This window comes from Streptococcus sp. NPS 308, from assembly GCF_002355895.1.
In the GTDB taxonomy this organism is placed as follows: Bacteria; Bacillota; Bacilli; order Lactobacillales; family Streptococcaceae; genus Streptococcus.
This window is the reverse complement of record NZ_AP017652.1, coordinates 169,674-187,500: the sequence shown is the minus strand read 5'-3', so window position 1 is coordinate 187,500 and position 17,827 is coordinate 169,674. Positions and strand designations below refer to the sequence as shown.

Annotated in this window: 12 protein-coding genes, 2 tRNA genes and 2 rRNA genes (1 of these 16 running past the window's edge); 4 read left to right on the top strand and 12 right to left on the bottom strand. The window is 43.7% G+C overall.

Annotated elements, in window-relative coordinates:
- From SNAG_RS01035 to SNAG_RS00990, 9 genes are all read right to left on the bottom strand, one after another.
- Positions 1 to 1,662 (bottom strand): 23S ribosomal RNA (locus tag SNAG_RS01035); it reaches 1,241 nt to the left of the window's first position.
- 124 nt (positions 1,663 to 1,786) lie between these two features.
- A tRNA-Ala gene (locus SNAG_RS01030) sits at positions 1,787 to 1,859 on the bottom strand.
- Positions 1,860 to 1,910: 51 nt separating this feature from the next.
- Positions 1,911 to 3,457, bottom strand: a 16S ribosomal RNA gene (locus tag SNAG_RS01025).
- Together the 16S and 23S rRNA genes with 2 tRNA genes alongside form the textbook arrangement of a ribosomal RNA operon.
- Before the next feature lie 235 nt (positions 3,458 to 3,692).
- Positions 3,693 to 3,764: transfer RNA gene (locus SNAG_RS01020), tRNA-Glu, on the bottom strand.
- A 188-nt stretch (positions 3,765 to 3,952) separates the two neighbouring features.
- Entirely contained in the window at positions 3,953 to 5,413 is a 1,461-nt protein-coding gene (gltX, locus tag SNAG_RS01015) for a glutamate--tRNA ligase (RefSeq protein ID WP_096405898.1), read from the bottom strand.
- A 127-nt stretch (positions 5,414 to 5,540) separates the two neighbouring features.
- Positions 5,541 to 6,890 carry a glucose-6-phosphate isomerase gene (locus SNAG_RS01010; protein WP_096405896.1) on the bottom strand — a complete coding sequence of 450 codons (1,350 nt, stop codon included), beginning with the start codon at positions 6,888 to 6,890 and terminating at the stop codon, positions 5,541 to 5,543.
- Positions 6,891 to 7,058: 168 nt separating this feature from the next.
- Positions 7,059 to 7,748: a gamma-glutamyl-gamma-aminobutyrate hydrolase family protein gene (locus SNAG_RS01000; protein WP_042768238.1), complete on the bottom strand. Its 690-nt coding sequence runs from the start codon at positions 7,746 to 7,748 to the stop codon at positions 7,059 to 7,061.
- Between the two features lie 139 nt (positions 7,749 to 7,887).
- Positions 7,888 to 9,654 carry an ABC transporter ATP-binding protein gene (locus tag SNAG_RS00995; RefSeq protein ID WP_096405893.1) on the bottom strand — a complete coding sequence of 589 codons (1,767 nt, stop codon included), beginning with the start codon at positions 9,652 to 9,654 and terminating at the stop codon, positions 7,888 to 7,890.
- A 1-nt stretch (position 9,655) separates the two neighbouring features.
- The gene (locus SNAG_RS00990; RefSeq protein WP_096405892.1) at positions 9,656 to 11,362 is read right to left on the bottom strand and encodes an ABC transporter ATP-binding protein; all 1,707 of its coding nucleotides are present in this window, start codon (positions 11,360 to 11,362) and stop codon (positions 9,656 to 9,658) included.
- Positions 11,363 to 11,568: 206 nt separating this feature from the next.
- Here SNAG_RS00990 and SNAG_RS00985 point away from each other — a divergent pair, with 206 nt between their 5' ends.
- The 4 genes from SNAG_RS00985 to SNAG_RS00970 all read left to right on the top strand — a co-directional run bounded on the left by SNAG_RS00985 (position 11,569) and on the right by SNAG_RS00970 (position 15,354).
- Positions 11,569 to 12,585, top strand: coding sequence for an NAD(P)H-dependent glycerol-3-phosphate dehydrogenase (locus tag SNAG_RS00985; protein ID WP_049505381.1), 1,017 nt, complete (start codon positions 11,569 to 11,571; stop codon positions 12,583 to 12,585).
- A gap of 22 nt (positions 12,586 to 12,607) precedes the next feature.
- The gene (gene galU, locus SNAG_RS00980; protein ID WP_000811031.1) at positions 12,608 to 13,507 is read left to right on the top strand and encodes a UTP--glucose-1-phosphate uridylyltransferase GalU; all 900 of its coding nucleotides are present in this window, start codon (positions 12,608 to 12,610) and stop codon (positions 13,505 to 13,507) included.
- A 367-nt stretch (positions 13,508 to 13,874) separates the two neighbouring features.
- Complete coding sequence (locus SNAG_RS00975) at positions 13,875 to 14,162, top strand: hypothetical protein (RefSeq protein ID WP_231906649.1); 288 nt, start codon at positions 13,875 to 13,877, stop codon at positions 14,160 to 14,162.
- 289 nt (positions 14,163 to 14,451) lie between these two features.
- On the top strand, positions 14,452 to 15,354 hold the full coding sequence (locus SNAG_RS00970) for a hypothetical protein (RefSeq protein WP_096405889.1): 903 nt from the start codon (positions 14,452 to 14,454) through the stop codon (positions 15,352 to 15,354).
- An 88-nt stretch (positions 15,355 to 15,442) separates the two neighbouring features.
- Here the strand turns inward: SNAG_RS00970 and SNAG_RS00965 are convergent, their stop codons facing one another.
- The 3 genes from SNAG_RS00965 to SNAG_RS00955 are packed head-to-tail and all read right to left on the bottom strand — an operon-like array spanning position 15,443 to position 17,788.
- Positions 15,443 to 16,123 (bottom strand): rhomboid family intramembrane serine protease, encoded by a 681-nt coding sequence (locus SNAG_RS00965; protein WP_096405887.1) that lies wholly within the window; start codon positions 16,121 to 16,123, stop codon positions 15,443 to 15,445.
- Entirely contained in the window at positions 16,107 to 16,646 is a 540-nt protein-coding gene (locus tag SNAG_RS00960; RefSeq protein ID WP_096405886.1) for a 5-formyltetrahydrofolate cyclo-ligase, read from the bottom strand. The genes SNAG_RS00965 and SNAG_RS00960 overlap by 17 nt, the downstream gene beginning before the upstream one ends.
- A gap of 11 nt (positions 16,647 to 16,657) precedes the next feature.
- Positions 16,658 to 17,788 carry an N-acetyldiaminopimelate deacetylase gene (locus SNAG_RS00955; protein WP_096405884.1) on the bottom strand — a complete coding sequence of 377 codons (1,131 nt, stop codon included), beginning with the start codon at positions 17,786 to 17,788 and terminating at the stop codon, positions 16,658 to 16,660.
- Positions 17,789 to 17,827 lie beyond the last annotated feature (39 nt).

Below are 17,827 nucleotides of genomic sequence, written 5' to 3'. Positions count from 1 at the left end.
CTCGCCTCGACTACCTGTGTCGGTTTGCGGTACGGGTAGAGTATGTTTAAACGCTAGAAGCTTTTCTTGGCAGTGTGACGTCACTAACTTCGCTACTAAACTTCGCTCCCCATCACAGCTCAATGTTACAGATATAAGCATTTGACTCATATCACACCTCACTGCTTAGACAGACACTTCCATTCGTCTGCTTTAGTTAGCCTACTGCGTCCCTCCATCACTACATACTCTAGTACAGGAATATCAACCTGTTGTCCATCGGATACACCTTTCGGTCTCTCCTTAGGTCCCGACTAACCCAGGGCGGACGAGCCTTCCCCTGGAAACCTTAGTCTTACGGTGGACAGGATTCTCACCTGTCTTTCGCTACTCATACCGGCATTCTCACTTCTATGCGTTCCAGCACTCCTCACGGTATACCTTCATCACACATAGAACGCTCTCCTACCATACCTATAAAGGTATCCACAGCTTCGGTAAATTGTTTTAGCCCCGGTACATTTTCGGCGCAGGGTCACTCGACTAGTGAGCTATTACGCACTCTTTGAATGAATAGCTGCTTCTAAGCTAACATCCTAGTTGTCTGTGCAACCCCACATCCTTTTCCACTTAACAATTATTTTGGGACCTTAGCTGGTGGTCTGGGCTGTTTCCCTTTCGACTACGGATCTTAGCACTCGCAGTCTGACTGCCGACCATAATTCTTTGGCATTCGGAGTTTATCTGAGATTGGTAATCCGGGATGGACCCCTCACCCAAACAGTGCTCTACCTCCAAGAATCTTTATGTCGACGCTAGCCCTAAAGCTATTTCGGAGAGAACCAGCTATCTCCAAGTTCGTTTGGAATTTCTCCGCTACCCACAAGTCATCCAAGCACTTTTCAACGTGCCCTGGTTCGGTCCTCCAGTGCGTCTTACCGCACCTTCAACCTGCTCATGGGTAGGTCACATGGTTTCGGGTCTACGACATGATACTAATGCGCCCTATTCAGACTCGGTTTCCCTGCGGCTCCGTCTCTTCAACTTAACCTCGCATCATATCGTAACTCGCCGGTTCATTCTACAAAAGGCACGCTCTCACCCATTAACGGGCTCGAACTTGTTGTAGGCACACGGTTTCAGGTTCTATTTCACTCCCCTCCCGGGGTGCTTTTCACCTTTCCCTCACGGTACTGGTTCACTATCGGTCACTAGGGAGTATTTAGGGTTGGGAGATGGTCCTCCCAGATTCCGACGGGATTTCACGTGTCCCGCCGTACTCAGGATACTGCTAGGTACAAAGACTATTTTAAATACGAGGCTATTACTCTCTTTGGCTGATCTTCCCAAATCATTCTTCTATAATCTTTGAGTCCACATCGCAGTCCTACAACCCCGAAGAGTAAACTCTTCGGTTTGCCCTCCTGCCGTTTCGCTCGCCGCTACTAAGGCAATCGCTTTTGCTTTCTCTTCCTGCAGCTACTTAGATGTTTCAGTTCACTGCGTCTTCCTCCTCATATCCTTAACAGATATGGGTAACAGGTAGTACCTGTTGGGTTCCCCCATTCGGAAATCCCTGGATCATCGCTTACTTACAGCTACCCAAGGCATATCGTCGTTTGTCACGTCCTTCTTCGGCTCCTAGTGCCAAGGCATCCACCGTGCGCCCTTATTAACTTAACCTTATTTTTTGACCTTTCAGTCATAAACTCTTATTAATACTACAGCGTTTTCGGTTTATTTTCTTGTTACTATTTGATATAGATATTCAATTTTCAATGTGCATTACTTGGTGATCTCTCACCAATGGAGCCTAGCGGGATCGAACCGCTGACCTCCTGCGTGCAAAGCAGGCGCTCTCCCAGCTGAGCTAAGGCCCCACAAGACCTCTCAAGACTAAACAAGACCAATGTGCAGTTCCTTATCCTTAGAAAGGAGGTGATCCAGCCGCACCTTCCGATACGGCTACCTTGTTACGACTTCACCCCAATCATCTATCCCACCTTAGGCGGCTGGCTCCTAAAAGGTTACCTCACCGACTTCGGGTGTTACAAACTCTCGTGGTGTGACGGGCGGTGTGTACAAGGCCCGGGAACGTATTCACCGCGGCGTGCTGATCCGCGATTACTAGCGATTCCGACTTCATGTAGGCGAGTTGCAGCCTACAATCCGAACTGAGACTGGCTTTAAGAGATTAGCTTGCCGTCACCGGCTTGCGACTCGTTGTACCAGCCATTGTAGCACGTGTGTAGCCCAGGTCATAAGGGGCATGATGATTTGACGTCATCCCCACCTTCCTCCGGTTTATTACCGGCAGTCTCGCTAGAGTGCCCAACTGAATGATGGCAACTAACAATAGGGGTTGCGCTCGTTGCGGGACTTAACCCAACATCTCACGACACGAGCTGACGACAACCATGCACCACCTGTCACCTCTGTCCCGAAGGAAAACTCTATCTCTAGAGCGGTCAGAGGGATGTCAAGACCTGGTAAGGTTCTTCGCGTTGCTTCGAATTAAACCACATGCTCCACCGCTTGTGCGGGCCCCCGTCAATTCCTTTGAGTTTCAACCTTGCGGTCGTACTCCCCAGGCGGAGTGCTTAATGCGTTAGCTGCGGCACTAAACCCCGGAAAGGGTCTAACACCTAGCACTCATCGTTTACGGCGTGGACTACCAGGGTATCTAATCCTGTTTGCTCCCCACGCTTTCGAGCCTCAGCGTCAGTTACAAGCCAGAGAGCCGCTTTCGCCACCGGTGTTCCTCCATATATCTACGCATTTCACCGCTACACATGGAATTCCACTCTCCCCTCTTGCACTCAAGTTAAACAGTTTCCAAAGCGTACTATGGTTAAGCCACAGCCTTTAACTTCAGACTTATCTAACCGCCTGCGCTCGCTTTACGCCCAATAAATCCGGACAACGCTCGGGACCTACGTATTACCGCGGCTGCTGGCACGTAGTTAGCCGTCCCTTTCTGGTAAGATACCGTCACAGTGTGAACTTTCCACTCTCACACTCGTTCTTCTCTTACAACAGAGCTTTACGATCCGAAAACCTTCTTCACTCACGCGGCGTTGCTCGGTCAGACTTCCGTCCATTGCCGAAGATTCCCTACTGCTGCCTCCCGTAGGAGTCTGGGCCGTGTCTCAGTCCCAGTGTGGCCGATCACCCTCTCAGGTCGGCTATGTATCGTTGCCTTGGTGAGCCGTTACCCCACCAACTAGCTAATACAACGCAGGTCCATCTGGTAGTGATGCAATTGCACCTTTTAATTGACTATCATGCAATAATCAATTTTATGCGGTATTAGCTATCGTTTCCAATAGTTATCCCCCGCTACCAGGCAGGTTACCTACGCGTTACTCACCCGTTCGCAACTCATCCAGAGAAGCAAGCTCCTCCTTCAGCGTTCTACTTGCATGTATTAGGCACGCCGCCAGCGTTCGTCCTGAGCCAGGATCAAACTCTCATTAAAAGTTTGAGTTCTCACTCATTTCTGTCACTGACAGATTTATTGTTTTTTTCATTGTTCAGTACTATAACTTCAGTTATAGTGCCCTGCACATTGGTTCGTCTTGTTCAGTTTTCAAAGGTCTTTGTCTCTCACTTCTCTCATGAGCGACAACTATATTAGTATATCACAGCTAGCTCTCTCTGTCAACAAGTTTTTTAAACTTTTTTCCAAGTTTTTTCTAACCACAATATACCCATAGTCCGTACGGGATTCGAACCCGTGTTACCGCCGTGAAAAGGCGGTGTCTTAACCCCTTGACCAACGGACCTGAGCTTTTCGACTCTTTCTATTATACCTACTTTTCTCCCTTTGTCAAGAACTTTTTTACCTCTTTATCGAAATCCTGAAAAGATAAGGGAAAAGAGCCAGTTAAACTGACTCTTTTGATTTTTAATTCAAAGGGCCTTCCCTTACTCTCCAAGAAAGGATGAGCTCATATCCCTATATTTTTCCTACTTATTTAGAAATCTCTTTCAGCATATTATCGATATGCTGGATTGACTTTTCACGTCCGAGTAAGAAAATGGTGTCTGGTAATTCTGGTCCATGCATTTCACCTGAAACGGCAATACGAATCGGCATGAAGAGGTTTTTCCCTTTAATACCTGTTTCTTTTTGAACTGCTTTGATTTGTGGGAAGATGTTTTCTGTCACAAATTCCTCATCTGTCATTGCTTCTAGTTTCGCTTTGAAGGCTTCTAGAACAACAGGAACGGTTTCTCCTGCCATGACCTCGCGCTCAGCGTCTGTCAACTCTGGGAAATCTGAGAAGAAAAGATCTGTCAGCGGAACAATCTCATCAACTGACTTCATCTGTGGCTTGTAGAGTTCTACCATTTTTTCAGACTTGTCAGTCAAACGCCCTGCTTCTTCTAAGTATGGTTTTGCCATTTCAAAGATAGTAGCAAGTTCTGCTCTCTTGATGTAGTCGTTGCTCATCCAGTCAAGTTTCTTCTGATCGAAGGCTGCTGGAGACTTGCTGAGGCGGTTTTCATCGAAAAGTTTAATGAGTTCTTCACGAGAGAAGATTTCGTCTTCGCCACCTGGGTTCCAACCAAGAAGGGCGATAAAGTTAAAGACGGCTTCTGGCAAATAGCCTTTTTTACGGTAGTCTTCGATAAACTGAAGGGTATTGGTATCACGTTTAGACAATTTTTTACCCGTTTCAGAGTTGATAATCAAAGTCATGTGACCGAATTCTGGGGCTTCCCAACCAAGAGCCTCATAAACCATAAGCTGTTTGGGTGTGTTGGCAATGTGGTCATCACCACGGATAACATGGGAAATCTGCATGTCGTGGTCATCGATGACAACTGCAAAGTTGTAAGTTGGATAACCATCTTTCTTTTGGATAACCCAGTCGCCACCGATGTTGCCACCTTCAAACTCGATATCACCTTTGACCATATCATGCCATTTGTAGATACCACACTCATTGACAGCCAAACGAACAGTTGGGATGATCCCAGCTGCTTCACGTTCTGCGATGTAAGCTGCTTTTTCCTCTTCACTCATGCCAAGGTATTCATTGATGTAACGTGGTGTTTCGCCAGCTGCTTCTTGGCGTTCGCGCTCAGCCGCCAACTCTTCTTCTGTAACGTAAGATTTGTAGGCTTTTCCTTCGGCTAGCAATTGGTCGATGTATTTTTGATAGAGTTCCAAACGCTCTGATTGGCGATAGTTTTCATGAGTTTCTGGACTTTCATCCCAATCCATGCCCAACCAGCGAAGATTTTCAAGCTGTGAGCGTTCCCCATCCTCAACGTGACGTTTACGGTCAGTATCTTCGATACGAATGATAAAAGTTCCACCATGATGGCGTGCGTAAAGGTAGTTAAACAATGCTGTACGGGCATTTCCGATGTGTAGTAGTCCTGTTGGACTTGGTGCGTAGCGTACGCGGATATCTTTTGACATAGTTTCTCCTATAAAGTCTCTAGGCGTCTGCCTTTTTGCTTTCTATATTATATCACAAGTCTCGCTTGAGTCCAATGTCTAGGAATAAAGAGAGTAAAAAGAGTGGTCAAACCACTCTTTTCTTCTATTATAGACGTGCGTTAAGCTCTTTGCTCAATTCTTCAAATCCTGGTTTTCCAAGAAGGGCAAACATGTTACGTTTGTAGGCTTCAACACCTGGTTGGTCAAATGGGTTGATGGCATTCAAGTAACCTGAAAGGGCAATTGCCAATTCGAAGAAGTAGATAGTGTAACCAAGAGTGAAAGCATCTTGCTCAGGAAGAGTTACGTACATGTTTGGTACGTCACCGTCAGTGTGAGCAAGAAGAACACCGTCAGTCGCTTTTTTGTTTACAAAGTCAACGTCTTTTCCTTGAAGGTAACCAAGTCCGTCAAGGTCTTCTTCCAAAGTAGGAATGATCACGTTCTTACGTGGTTTGTCAACACGGACAACTGTTTCAAACATGATACGAGTTCCTTCTTGGATAAATTGACCCAATGAGTGCAAGTCAGTTGAGAAGTTAGCTGAAGTTGGGTAGATTCCTTTTTGGTCTTTCCCTTCTGACTCACCAGCCAATTGTTTCCACCATTCTGAGAAGTATTGAAGTGATGGTTCGTAGTTTACCAAGATTTCAGTAGCGTAGCCTTTACGGTAAAGGATGTTACGAACCGCTGCGTATTGGTAAGCTTCATTTTCAGCAATCTTGTCTGAAGTGTAGTCTTTACGAGCTGCGTTCGCACCTTCCATAAGGGCTTTGATATCTGCACCTGATGCAGCGATTGGAAGCAATCCAACTGCTGTCAATACTGAGAAGCGTCCACCGATGTCATCTGGAACTACAAATGTTTCCCAACCATTAGCATCTGCTTCAACCTTAACAGCACCTTTTTGGCGGTCAGTTGTTGCGTAGATACGTTTGTTGGCTTCTTCTTGACCGTATTTCTTAACCAAGAGTTCTTTGAAGACACGGAAAGCGATAGCTGGTTCTGTTGTTGTACCTGATTTAGAAATCACGTTTACTGAAAAGTCTTTGTCAGCTACGTACTCTACCAAGTCAGCAAGGTAAGTAGATGAGATTGAGTTTCCAGCGTAAAGGATTTGTGGCGCTTTGCGTTCTTCTTTTGTTTGCAAGTTCGCAAAGTGGTGGTTCAAGAAGTCGATAGCTGCTTTGGCACCAAGGTAAGATCCACCGATACCGATTACAACCAAAACTTCGCTGTCTGATTTGATTTGCTCAGCAGCTTTCAATATGCGGTCGAATTCTTCGCGGTCATAATTTTCAGGAAGGTCCAACCAACCCAAAAAGTCGCTACCAGCACCAGTTCCTTTACGGATCAATTCGTCTGCAGCTGTTACTTGTGCTTGCATGTATTCCACTTCATGTGGGGCAACAAATTTGTCTAAAACTTTTGAATAATCAAATTTAATATGTGACATGATAATCCTCCAAAATTTCTTCTTTTCTATCATAACGCTTACCTTCGATTTTTTCAAGCTTTTTTATTGAATTTGCCCAATTTTTATCAGAATTCAAACGTTTGCGTAAATTTGCTAAAATATAAAAAATCTGAAAGGGCGAATAAAAACGGCTAGAGACTCTAACCGTTACAATTCATTTAATAAATACTCAAATAGTTCTAAATTGCCGTCTTCTTCATTGACCAGGAACTCTGGGTGCCACTGCAAGCCGATGATACGATGCTCGTCGACAGACTCAATCGCTTCGATGGTCTGGTCTCTTGGATCAATAGCAGTCACACGGAAATTAGGCGCCAGGTCTTTGATGCTTTGACGATGGACTGAATTGACTTGACTTTCTTTGCCAAACAACTTAGCCACCACGCTTCCTTCTACTGTCTCAATAGTATGAGATGTCCCAAAAGGCAAGCCTTGCCAGTGACCTTCAATTTCTTGGTGGAGAGTGCCACCAAAAGCAACATTGACCAGCTGAACCCCACGACAGATTGCCATAATTGGTTTATTCTGACGAAGCGCTTCTTTCAAGAGGGCTAGTTCAAACTCATCGCGTACAAGGTTGTAATCATCGCTCTCAATGGTCTTTTTCTCTCCATAAAACTGAGGATGGACGTTTTGCCCACCTGTCAAGATGAGTTTGTCAATCATTTCTACATAATCGCGAACAATGGACTCATCCCCTACAGGAATTACTAAAGGAAGACCACCGACTTGACGAATGCTCTCTGCAAATTTACAGGATACAGATGAGTGGATGTTTTTCCCTTCTGCATCTACAGGACATAGGTTTGCAGCAACTCCTACAACCGTTCTAGCCATGATGTGTCTCCTTTCGATTTTCTTGCGACAGTCTTATCTTATCACTCCACCCCTTTCCTGTCTAATATGTTTTTTTAAAGACCGTGATAAGTATTTTTTATGGACAAGAAAAAGCTGCCCAACGAGGACAACTTCTTTTTTATTCAAAGACAAATTGATTGTGATACAGTTCTGAATAGAAACCGCCGAGTTTGAGCAACTCGTGATGATTTCCACGTTCAATGACCTCTCCATCTTTGAGGACAATAATCTGATCGGCATTGAGGATGGTCTTGAGACGATGGGCAATGACAAAACTGGTTCGTCCTGCTACAACTGCCTCCATGGCATGTTGAATCTTGCTTTCTGTTACGGTGTCCACATTGGAAGTCGCTTCATCTAAAATTAGGACTTGAGGATCTGTCATCAAGGTCCGAGCGATGGAAATCAATTGTTTCTGCCCAGTCGAGAAGATATTTTGCTCATCATCAATAAGGGTATCATACTTGTCAGGCAAGCTTTCGATGTAGTCATGAATATGAGTTGCCTTTGCAGCTGCTTCGACCATTTCCTGACTGGCATCTGGCACACCGAAGCGGATATTATCCCGAATCGTTCCACTAAACAAGACCGAATCCTGCAAGACAATCCCGACCTTGCTCCGCAGGCTGTCCAAGTCGTAGTCACGAATGTCTTTGCCATCAAAAGAAATGCTACCTGCATCCACATCGTAGAAACGATTGATGAGGTTCATGATGGTTGTTTTCCCCGAACCAGTCGGGCCTACAACTGCTATCATCTGCCCCTTAGGAGCTGAAATGCTAACATCTTTTAAAATCGGCTTGTCTGGCACATAAGAGAAATCAATGTGACTGATTTCAACACCTTCTCGCAATTCCGTAAAGGCAGGTGCATTTTGTGGGCGCATCTCTTCTTCTGCATCGAACATTTCTTGGATACGATCCGCTCCGGTAAAGGCCAACTGGAGGCTCCCCCAACTCGCAGCCACCTGGATAATTGGCTGGTAGTACTGCTGAGAAAATTGGGTAAACATGACAATCAAACCTAGGGCTGTCGTTGTTTCGATACTTGGATCGTTCAGCAAGACAGCCGAACCTGCAAAAATGACGATGGCCGTATTGACCAAGCTCATCCCATTCATAACAGGAAAGAGGATGCCTGAGAACATTCTCCCTTTAAAGGTTGCCTTGCGCACGCGCTCATTTTGCTCCACAAAGCCTGCTACGATGTCGTCTTGAATTCCTTGTACGATAACAGCTTTCTGCCCTGAAATACTTTCGTCCATGTAGGCGTTGAGTTTCCCTACCTCTTTTTGCTGGAGATTAGTGTACTTGCGGGCCATTTTCACGATGAAAACCAACATGAGAAAGGCTACTGGAGTACTGGCTACTGTTATCAGGGCGAGCGTCACATTTCTTGAAAACATGACAAAAATCAAACCGATGTAAAGAGCAATATTGCTCATAACCTGAACTAGGCTTTCATTGAAGGCTTGAAGGATGTTGTCCAAGTCACTCGTGAAGCGAGAAAGGATATCGCCATCCTGATGGCGGTCAAAGAAAGAAACCGTCAAACGAGAGAGTTTGCCAAAGAGGCCCTTACGCATCTCATTTGTTGACTCAGCAATCACACGGGTCATCAAGGTCATGTAAATCAAACTGGATACCACTAAGGCGAGGACAACTAGAGCTAGATTCAGCATCAGAGCTGACAAACTCTGCCAGGCTAGTTCGGAAGTTCCATTTTGATAAGCCAGAACTAGGTTAGCGAGCTCCGTCACTGCTTGACCTGAAAAAACTGGAAAGAGGGCTTGGGCAATTGTCGCCACTGCAACCATCAGAATCACAATGACAAAGGAGAGCTTGTAAACTTTAAAATAATTCCAGAAAAATCGAACGGTTTTCATTTTATTCCTCCTTTCCCTTTTGTGTTTCGTAGATTTCGCGGTAGACGGCATTGTTAGCTACCAAGTCTGCATGCCTTCCTTCTCCAATCAAGCGTCCTTGGTCCAAGACCAAAATCTTGTCTGCATGGACGACTGAACTGATCTTTTGAGCGATGATAATGGTTGTCGTCCCTTTCAGATCTTTATTCAAAGCTTCCTGTACGAGTCTTTCTGACTTGGCATCCAAGGCCGAAGTCGAATCGTCAAAAATCAGGATACGGGGATTGCTGACAATCCCACGGGCAATGGACATCCGTTGCTTTTGTCCACCAGAAAAGTTGGTTCCACGTTCTTCGACCTGACTCTCAAATTTGTTTTCCATGCGTCCGATAAATTCACTGGCTTGGGCAATCCGTGCTGCACGTTCCATTTCTGACACGCTGGCATTGCCTTTCCCTTGACGAAGATTATCTGCAATGGTCCCGCTAAAGAGAATAGCACGTTGCAAGACGATGGAAACTGTTTTACGCAAGGTTCCCTCGCTGACGTCTCGAATATCCTTGCCACCAATCTTGATAGATCCCTCCTGTGGATCAAACAGTCGTGGAATTAACTGAGCTAGAGTGGACTTCCCTGCTCCAGTCGCCCCAACCACACCGACCATCTGACCAGGCGCAATATCAAAGGTTACATTCTTCAGCATAGGCTCATCATCATTAGGATAGGTGAAGGTCACATTTTCAAAAGAGAGACTTCCTTCTAACTCTTCATCTGGGAGATCTTTAAAGGTCATCGCTGGCTCGGTATCTAGAATCTCGCGGATGCGACGCAAAGAAATCATGGCACGACTGACAGAATTTCCTAAAAAGCCAACCATGATAATAGTAAAGATAATCTGGCTGAGATAATTGATAAAGGAAGCAATCGAACCCACTACAGATGGATCTGACTGAGCCATTCCAGCCACTAACCAGATTGAGAGGAAAACCGCTCCATAGCCGACTAGCATCATAACGGGTTCTATAACTGAGAAGGCATAACCGATATAAAGATTTTGGCCGAGAAGTTCATCTGAAACCTCGGTAAATTTGTTAAATTGTGCTTTTTCTTGTACAAAGGATTTGACTACGCGGACACCACGTAGATTTTCTTTGGCAATAGCATTGATCCGTTCAAGAAGGGTTTGAAACTTAGCAAATCGTGGCCCCATCATCCCCATCATGATGCCTGTTAGTGCAAAGATGAGGAGCACCATGAGGACAATCACCCACCAAAGTGACGGGAGAGTGTGAACCGCCAAGATAAAGGAACCGATAAAGAGAAGAGGGAGACGGAAAAGGATTTGAAAAGCCATCATCACCACGTTCTGAATTTGGTTGATATCATTGGTCATACGAACGACAAGATTACCCGCATTAAACTGCTCGATATTGGCATAAGAAAAAGTCTGGATCTTGCGAAAAGCGTCTTCACGAAGGTCCGAAGACACTCCTTGAGCAATGTAGGCTGCAAGCGTTACATTGACCCCGCCTGCAACTAGACCGACTAGGGCTACCCCTATCAACCAAGCGCCAATACTATAGATAGCCTCATGTTGACCGGCCAACAAAGCCTCTAACACCTCTTGCAAATAGCGCGGTTGCAAGAGTGAACTCGCAACCATCAAACCTGTCATCATTAGGGATGCCAAGGCCTGCCATTTATAGGTTTTTATTTTTTTAATGAGCATAATTCCTCCTAATAAAATAGATAAAGGGAGCGACATCCTGCGTCAGCTCCTTCTCATTCGTTCATATTGATGCTATTCTAGCAAAAAAGAGGCATCTTGTCAAAGAAGTCTCCTTATTATAAATTAGTGCGCTTTCATCTACAGATGATGCATGAAAAGGCTTTTTATGGTAAAATGAAAGGAAGAACTCTTACAAGGAGGAAAAGATGAAGAAACAAACCATCGCTGTCTTGGGTCCTGGTTCTTGGGGAACTGCCCTTTCGCAGGTACTAAACGACAATGGACACGAAGTTCGAATTTGGGGAAATATTTCTGACCAAATTGATGAAATCAATAACCAACATACAAACAAACGCTATTTCAAAGATATCCTACTCGACGAAAAAATCAAAGCTTATCATGACTTAGAAGAAACACTCAAGGATGTGGATGCTGTTCTATTTGTTGTCCCAACAAAAGTAACGAGACTGGTTGCCCAACAAGTAGCAAAGGTACTTGATCACAAGGTTGTCATCATGCATGCCTCCAAAGGCTTGGAACCAGATAGCCACAAACGTCTCTCAACCATTCTTGAAGAGGAAATTCCAGCCGATCTCCGTAGTGAAGTCGTCGTTGTTTCAGGACCTAGCCACGCTGAGGAAACTATTGTGCGGGATATCACCTTGATTACGGCAGCCTCCAAAGATCTTGAAACTGCCCAGTACGTCCAAAATCTCTTTAGCAACCACTACTTCCGCCTCTATACCAATACGGATGTTATCGGAGTTGAAACAGCTGGTGCTCTTAAAAACATCATTGCAGTTGGTGCTGGGGCATTACATGGCCTAGGATTTGGCGATAATGCCAAGGCAGCCATCATCGCTCGAGGATTAGCAGAAATCACCCGACTAGGGGTAGCTCTTGGAGCAAATCCTCTGACTTACAGCGGTCTTTCTGGAGTCGGTGATTTGATCGTAACGGGGACATCTGTCCACTCTCGTAACTGGAGGGCAGGTGATGCTCTCGGCCGTGGAGAATCCCTCGCAGACATCGAAGCAAACATGGGCATGGTCATTGAAGGCATTTCAACAACTCGAGCAGCTTACGAACTGGCTCAGGAATTGGGTGTCTACATGCCGATCACACAAGCTATTTACCGAGTTATCTATGAAGGTGTCAATATCAAAGAAGCAATCACTGACATCATGAACAATGAATTTAAAGCAGAAAACGAATGGTCGTAGACCTTTATAGAAAGGAACATTTATGAAACAAAAAGTCAGAAAAGCAGTCATCCCTGCCGCCGGATTGGGAACTCGTTTCCTCCCAGCAACTAAGGCCTTGGCCAAGGAAATGTTGCCAATCGTAGACAAACCTACTATCCAGTTTATCGTTGAAGAAGCTCTCAAATCTGGTATCGAAGATATCTTGGTTGTTACAGGTAAGTCAAAACGTTCTATCGAGGACCACTTCGATTCAAACTTCGAATTGGAATATAACCTCAAAGAAAAAGGAAAAACGGATCTTTTGAAGCTGGTTGATGAAACAACTGGCATGCGCCTGCATTTTATTCGTCAAACTCATCCACGTGGTCTCGGAGATGCTGTTTTGCAGGCAAAAGCTTTCGTTGGAAATGAACCTTTTGTCGTTATGCTTGGTGATGACTTGATGGATATCACCAACGAAAAGGCTGTTCCACTTACCAAACAACTCATGGATGACTACGAGCGTACCCACGCGTCTACTATCGCTGTCATGCCAGTCCCTCACGACGAAGTCTCTGCTTACGGGGTTATTGCTCCGCAAGGCGAAGGAAAAGACGGTCTTTACAGCGTTGAAACCTTCGTTGAAAAACCAGCTCCAGAGGACGCTCCTAGCGACCTTGCTATCATCGGACGCTACCTCCTCACGCCTGAAATTTTCCAAATCCTCGAAAACCAAGCTCCAGGTGCAGGAAATGAAATTCAGCTGACAGATGCAATCGACACCCTCAATAAAACACAACGTGTATTTGCTCGTGAGTTCAAAGGGGCTCGTTACGATGTCGGAGACAAGTTTGGCTTTATGAAAACCTCCATCGACTACGCTCTCAAACACCCACAAGTTAAAGACGATTTGAAAGACTACCTCATCCAACTTGGAAAAGAGTTATCTGAGGAGGAATAGAAGAATATTCCATATAAAAAGAAGAACTAGGATAGTTAATTATCCCAGTTCTTTTTATTTTATATTGCTATTCTTTAGAACATCTACTTAAAAAGGAATCTGTATTTCTCAGTTCACTTACTTATAAACTCCATTGAAATGGTCTCAAACTTCATGAAAGCGTTACGATATTATTTGTTTTTTTATAAAAATAGGAGTACAATGAATTAGTATAATAAAATAAAAAGCACCGAATCGGTGCGCATTACTGATTATGGATAACCATATTTTAACTCAAAAGAAAAATCTTTTGGCTGTGTTGTTTCGAATGGTTCCAAAACTTTTTTGTATGATATAACAGAATATTTTAAAAATGAAGGGGGTTTCTATGGAGATTGATGTTTTTTTTGATTATTATTTAAAATCACTTAGTTTTTATTTTGGTGATAGGTGTAAGGATATTGGATTTATAAAGTTTTTCAAAGATAAAAACAATAGTTTCATTACCATAGAGGATTATGTTTTAGAAGCATTAGTAATATTGTCAAATATTTTGAGTAAGGAGAGGATTGTGTTTTCTTGTGGATTTATTCATAGCAAGGGGGTAGTTACTGGAGTAGAAGTATGTATGAATGTATTAGAGTTAGAAAGATTAAATAATTTGTATAAGATATAGTTTTGAAGAATATTAAAAAACATTAGGTATACTGTCTATGTAGGATGTGCGGAGTTGATAGTATCAATATTTCCTAGTTTTAGAGCTGTGTTGTTTCGAATGGTTCCAAAATAATAAATAATTTTAAATTTGACTTAACTGTTGGAGTAATCATGGTTAAATTAAATCAACCGAGTCGAATATAAGTTGTTTAGTTTTGTGGAAGCTATTAATAAGAATATAATAAGGGAGAAAGATGGGTGTAATTTTAATTTTAAAGTAATTGCGGACACTATCAAAGTAAAAGATTATGGAGAACAAATTTGTGGAATTTATCAAAAACAATAAAAAAGTAATCATTTCATCAGTTGCAGTTGGTGTTGTATTGGTATTAGGGTTTGGATGGTATTCATATTACCAACATCAAGCAGAGCAACAAGCAAAAATTGTACAATTAGAAAAAGATAGCAAATCAGACAAAGAACAAGTTGATAAACTATTTGAATCATTTGATGCATCTTCAGATGAATCTATTTCTAAGTTGAAAGAATTATCTGAAACTTCACTTAAAACCGATACAGGTAAAGACTATCTTAATAATAAAGTCAAAGAATCATCTAAAGCCATTGTAGATTTTCATTTGCAAAAAGGTTTGGCTTATGACATCAAAGATTCAGATGACAAATTTAAAGATAAAACAACCTTAGAAAATAATGTAAAAGAAATCAATAAACAAATTGATTTTATCAAGAAAGTTGATGAAACATTCAAACAAGATAATCTTGAAGAAACTACAAAATCTCTTACTGATATTGTAGATAAATTCAATAAGCAAATCGAAGCTTTGAAGAAAGAAGAAGAACAAAAAGCAGCTGAAAAAGCTAAAGAAGAAGAGAAGAAACAATCAGAAGCTAAAACACAAGAATCTTCTGGTGGATCAAGTAGTTCAAGCAGTTCAAGTTCTAACTCATCTTCTGATTCTGGATCAAATAGTGGCGGAAGTAATTATGAAGCCCCAGCTGCCGAACAATATTCATCTGGCAACAGCAATAGCGGCGGAGGAAATGATGGCTATACAAGATATTGGAGCATTGATGCTGGTGGTAATCACAGCTACTTTAACAGAAATCACAGTAATGGTGACATCCGAGATGACAATGGAAACCATCTTGGAAACGTTGGTGGCGGCATTACAGAATTTAGACAACGTTAATAACCATTTTAGAGCTGTGTTGTTTCGAATGGTTCCAAAACACATTAAAAGCTACTCATTTTTTAAGTAGCTTTTTAACTATTCCCCCTTACACATAACTCATTCCTTTGTAGAAAAGGAAAACGGCTAGTGCAATAAAAAGAACGGTTGCTCCGAGTCGCTGACCGAAACTATAGATCCGTCTCTCACTTCTAACAGGAAAGACTACTGCCAGAAAAGCCCCACCTACCGCACCACCGATATGTCCAGCTAGGCTGATTCCTGGAATCAGAACACTTCCAATGATATTTATCACGAAAAGTGTCAGATAGGATTGCCCCAACTGCTGGATATAGGGGCTGCGAGTTGCGTAACGCAAGACGATAATCGCAGCAAATAGTCCATAGAGGGAGGTGGATGCTCCTGCTGCTAGGACTTTCGGTGTGAAAGCAAACACAAAGAGATTGCCCATCATTCCTGATAAGAGATAGAGAAAAAGGAACTGCTTAGAGCCGAAAATCTCCTCCACCTGTCCTCCAAGAAAGTAGAGAGAAAGCATATTGACGATAAAATGTTCCCAACCAATATGCACAAATATAGCCGAAAAAAGGCGCCATAGCTGCTCAGGGAACAGGCGAATGATCGGTCCATACATAGCTCCAAACTGAAACAGAGTTTTGACCCGATCAAAGTTGATACCCGTAGTAATCAGCATCAGTAAAAATACAAAGCCAGTCACTAGGAGGAAAAAACTAGTCACAGGGTGACGTTTGTCAAAGATTTCCTTCATAGATCAATACCTCCTGAACGGGAATATCGTGGTCTTCCAAGTTAAACTCCTGAACCTGACAAGGATAGATTGTACTCATGGTCTGACCAGCAAAATTCTCCAAATAACGGTCGTAATAGCCTCCGCCATATCCAATCCGATACCCCTCTCTTGTAAAAGCCAAGCCTGGAACATGAATCAAATCAATCTGAGAGGCATCCACCACTTCCAAGTCCCCTTGGGGCTCCAGTAAACCAAAGGAAGTTTTTTTCAACTGCTGCGGATCGTAGACCACAAACTCCATACGCCCCTTGGGATAGGTTTTGGGTATCAAAACTTTTTTGCCGTCCTTCAGCGCCTGGTCAATCAGTCCCTGCGTTTGAAACTCATGCGGAAAAGAGAGGTAGGTTGCGACGACCTTAGCCTCGTGGTAAACAGGATGATTCAAGAATCGTTCGGTTAAAGCTTGATCCATAGCAATTTTTTGCTTCTGAGGAACAGCCTTCATTTCTTGCAAGACTTGCTTGCGTAATTTCGATTTCATAGACAAGCCCTCTACTCTGCTGCCTTCTTTTGAAGAAAGCTAGAGACCGCATCCACTCCAATAGCCAAGGCTTCTTCCTTGGGGCTCATCTGAGGATGGTGCAGGGCGTAGGGACTATCGATACCTAGCCAGAACATAACGCCATCTACCTTTGAAAGGAGGTAACCAAAGTCCTCACCTGTCATAGCAGGCTCGATATCAATCAAGTCGATTCCATCTTTTTCTCCAAAGAAGTCCATCAGTTCACGCGCCAAGGCTGGATTGTTCTCAACAGGTAGGTAGCCTCCTTGCTTGAGTTCTACTTCGACTTCCATCCCAAAGGCTGCCGCGACACCTTCTGCGACTGTCTTGACTCTTTTTTGCACCAAGAGGCTCATGTCCTGAGTCAAGGCGCGAATGGTACCATGTAAAAAGGCTGTATCTGTGATGACATTATTCGCAACACCAGCTTGGAAAAGGCCAAAGGTCACCACTGCTCCCTCGATTGGATTAACATTGCGGCTAACCACTGACTGTACTTGGGTTACAAAGTAACTAGCAGCCACCAAGGCGTCATTGGCTTCATGCGGAAAAGCTGCGTGTCCTCCTTTTCCTTTGAAACGAATCTTCACCTCACAAGTCCCTGCAAAGAGTGTATGGGTATTGGTCGCAATCTGTCCAACCTTTAGATCTGGACGAACATGGAGTCCATAAAACTGGTCTGGCAACCAATCTCCAAAAGCACCATCCTCATACATGAGCATACCACCAGCTTCATTTTCTTCAGCAGGCTGAAATAGGAAGAGCAGATTATTCTTAGGTTGCTCCTCAAGAGCACGCTCTAAACAGCCCAAGGCAATGGTCATATGAAAATCATGGCCACAGGCATGCATGCGACCTTGGTGTTGAGAAGCAAAAGGTAGACCTGTTTGTTCGACGATAGGCAGGCCATCAATATCTGTCCGCCAACCAATGGTTCGCTCCGGCTGACTTCCCTGCAGGTAGACCAAAATTCCTGTTCGCCAAGTACGAACTTGAACAAAGTCCTTGTCCGCAGTCAATTTTTCAATCACATCCAGCAAATAAGCATGAGTCTTGAACTCTTCTAAGCCAATCTCTGGAATCTGGTGCAAATCTCGTCGAGTCTGAATCAAATCTAACATCTATCGATCCTCCTTTTGATAGAAGAAAGAGGCTGGAAG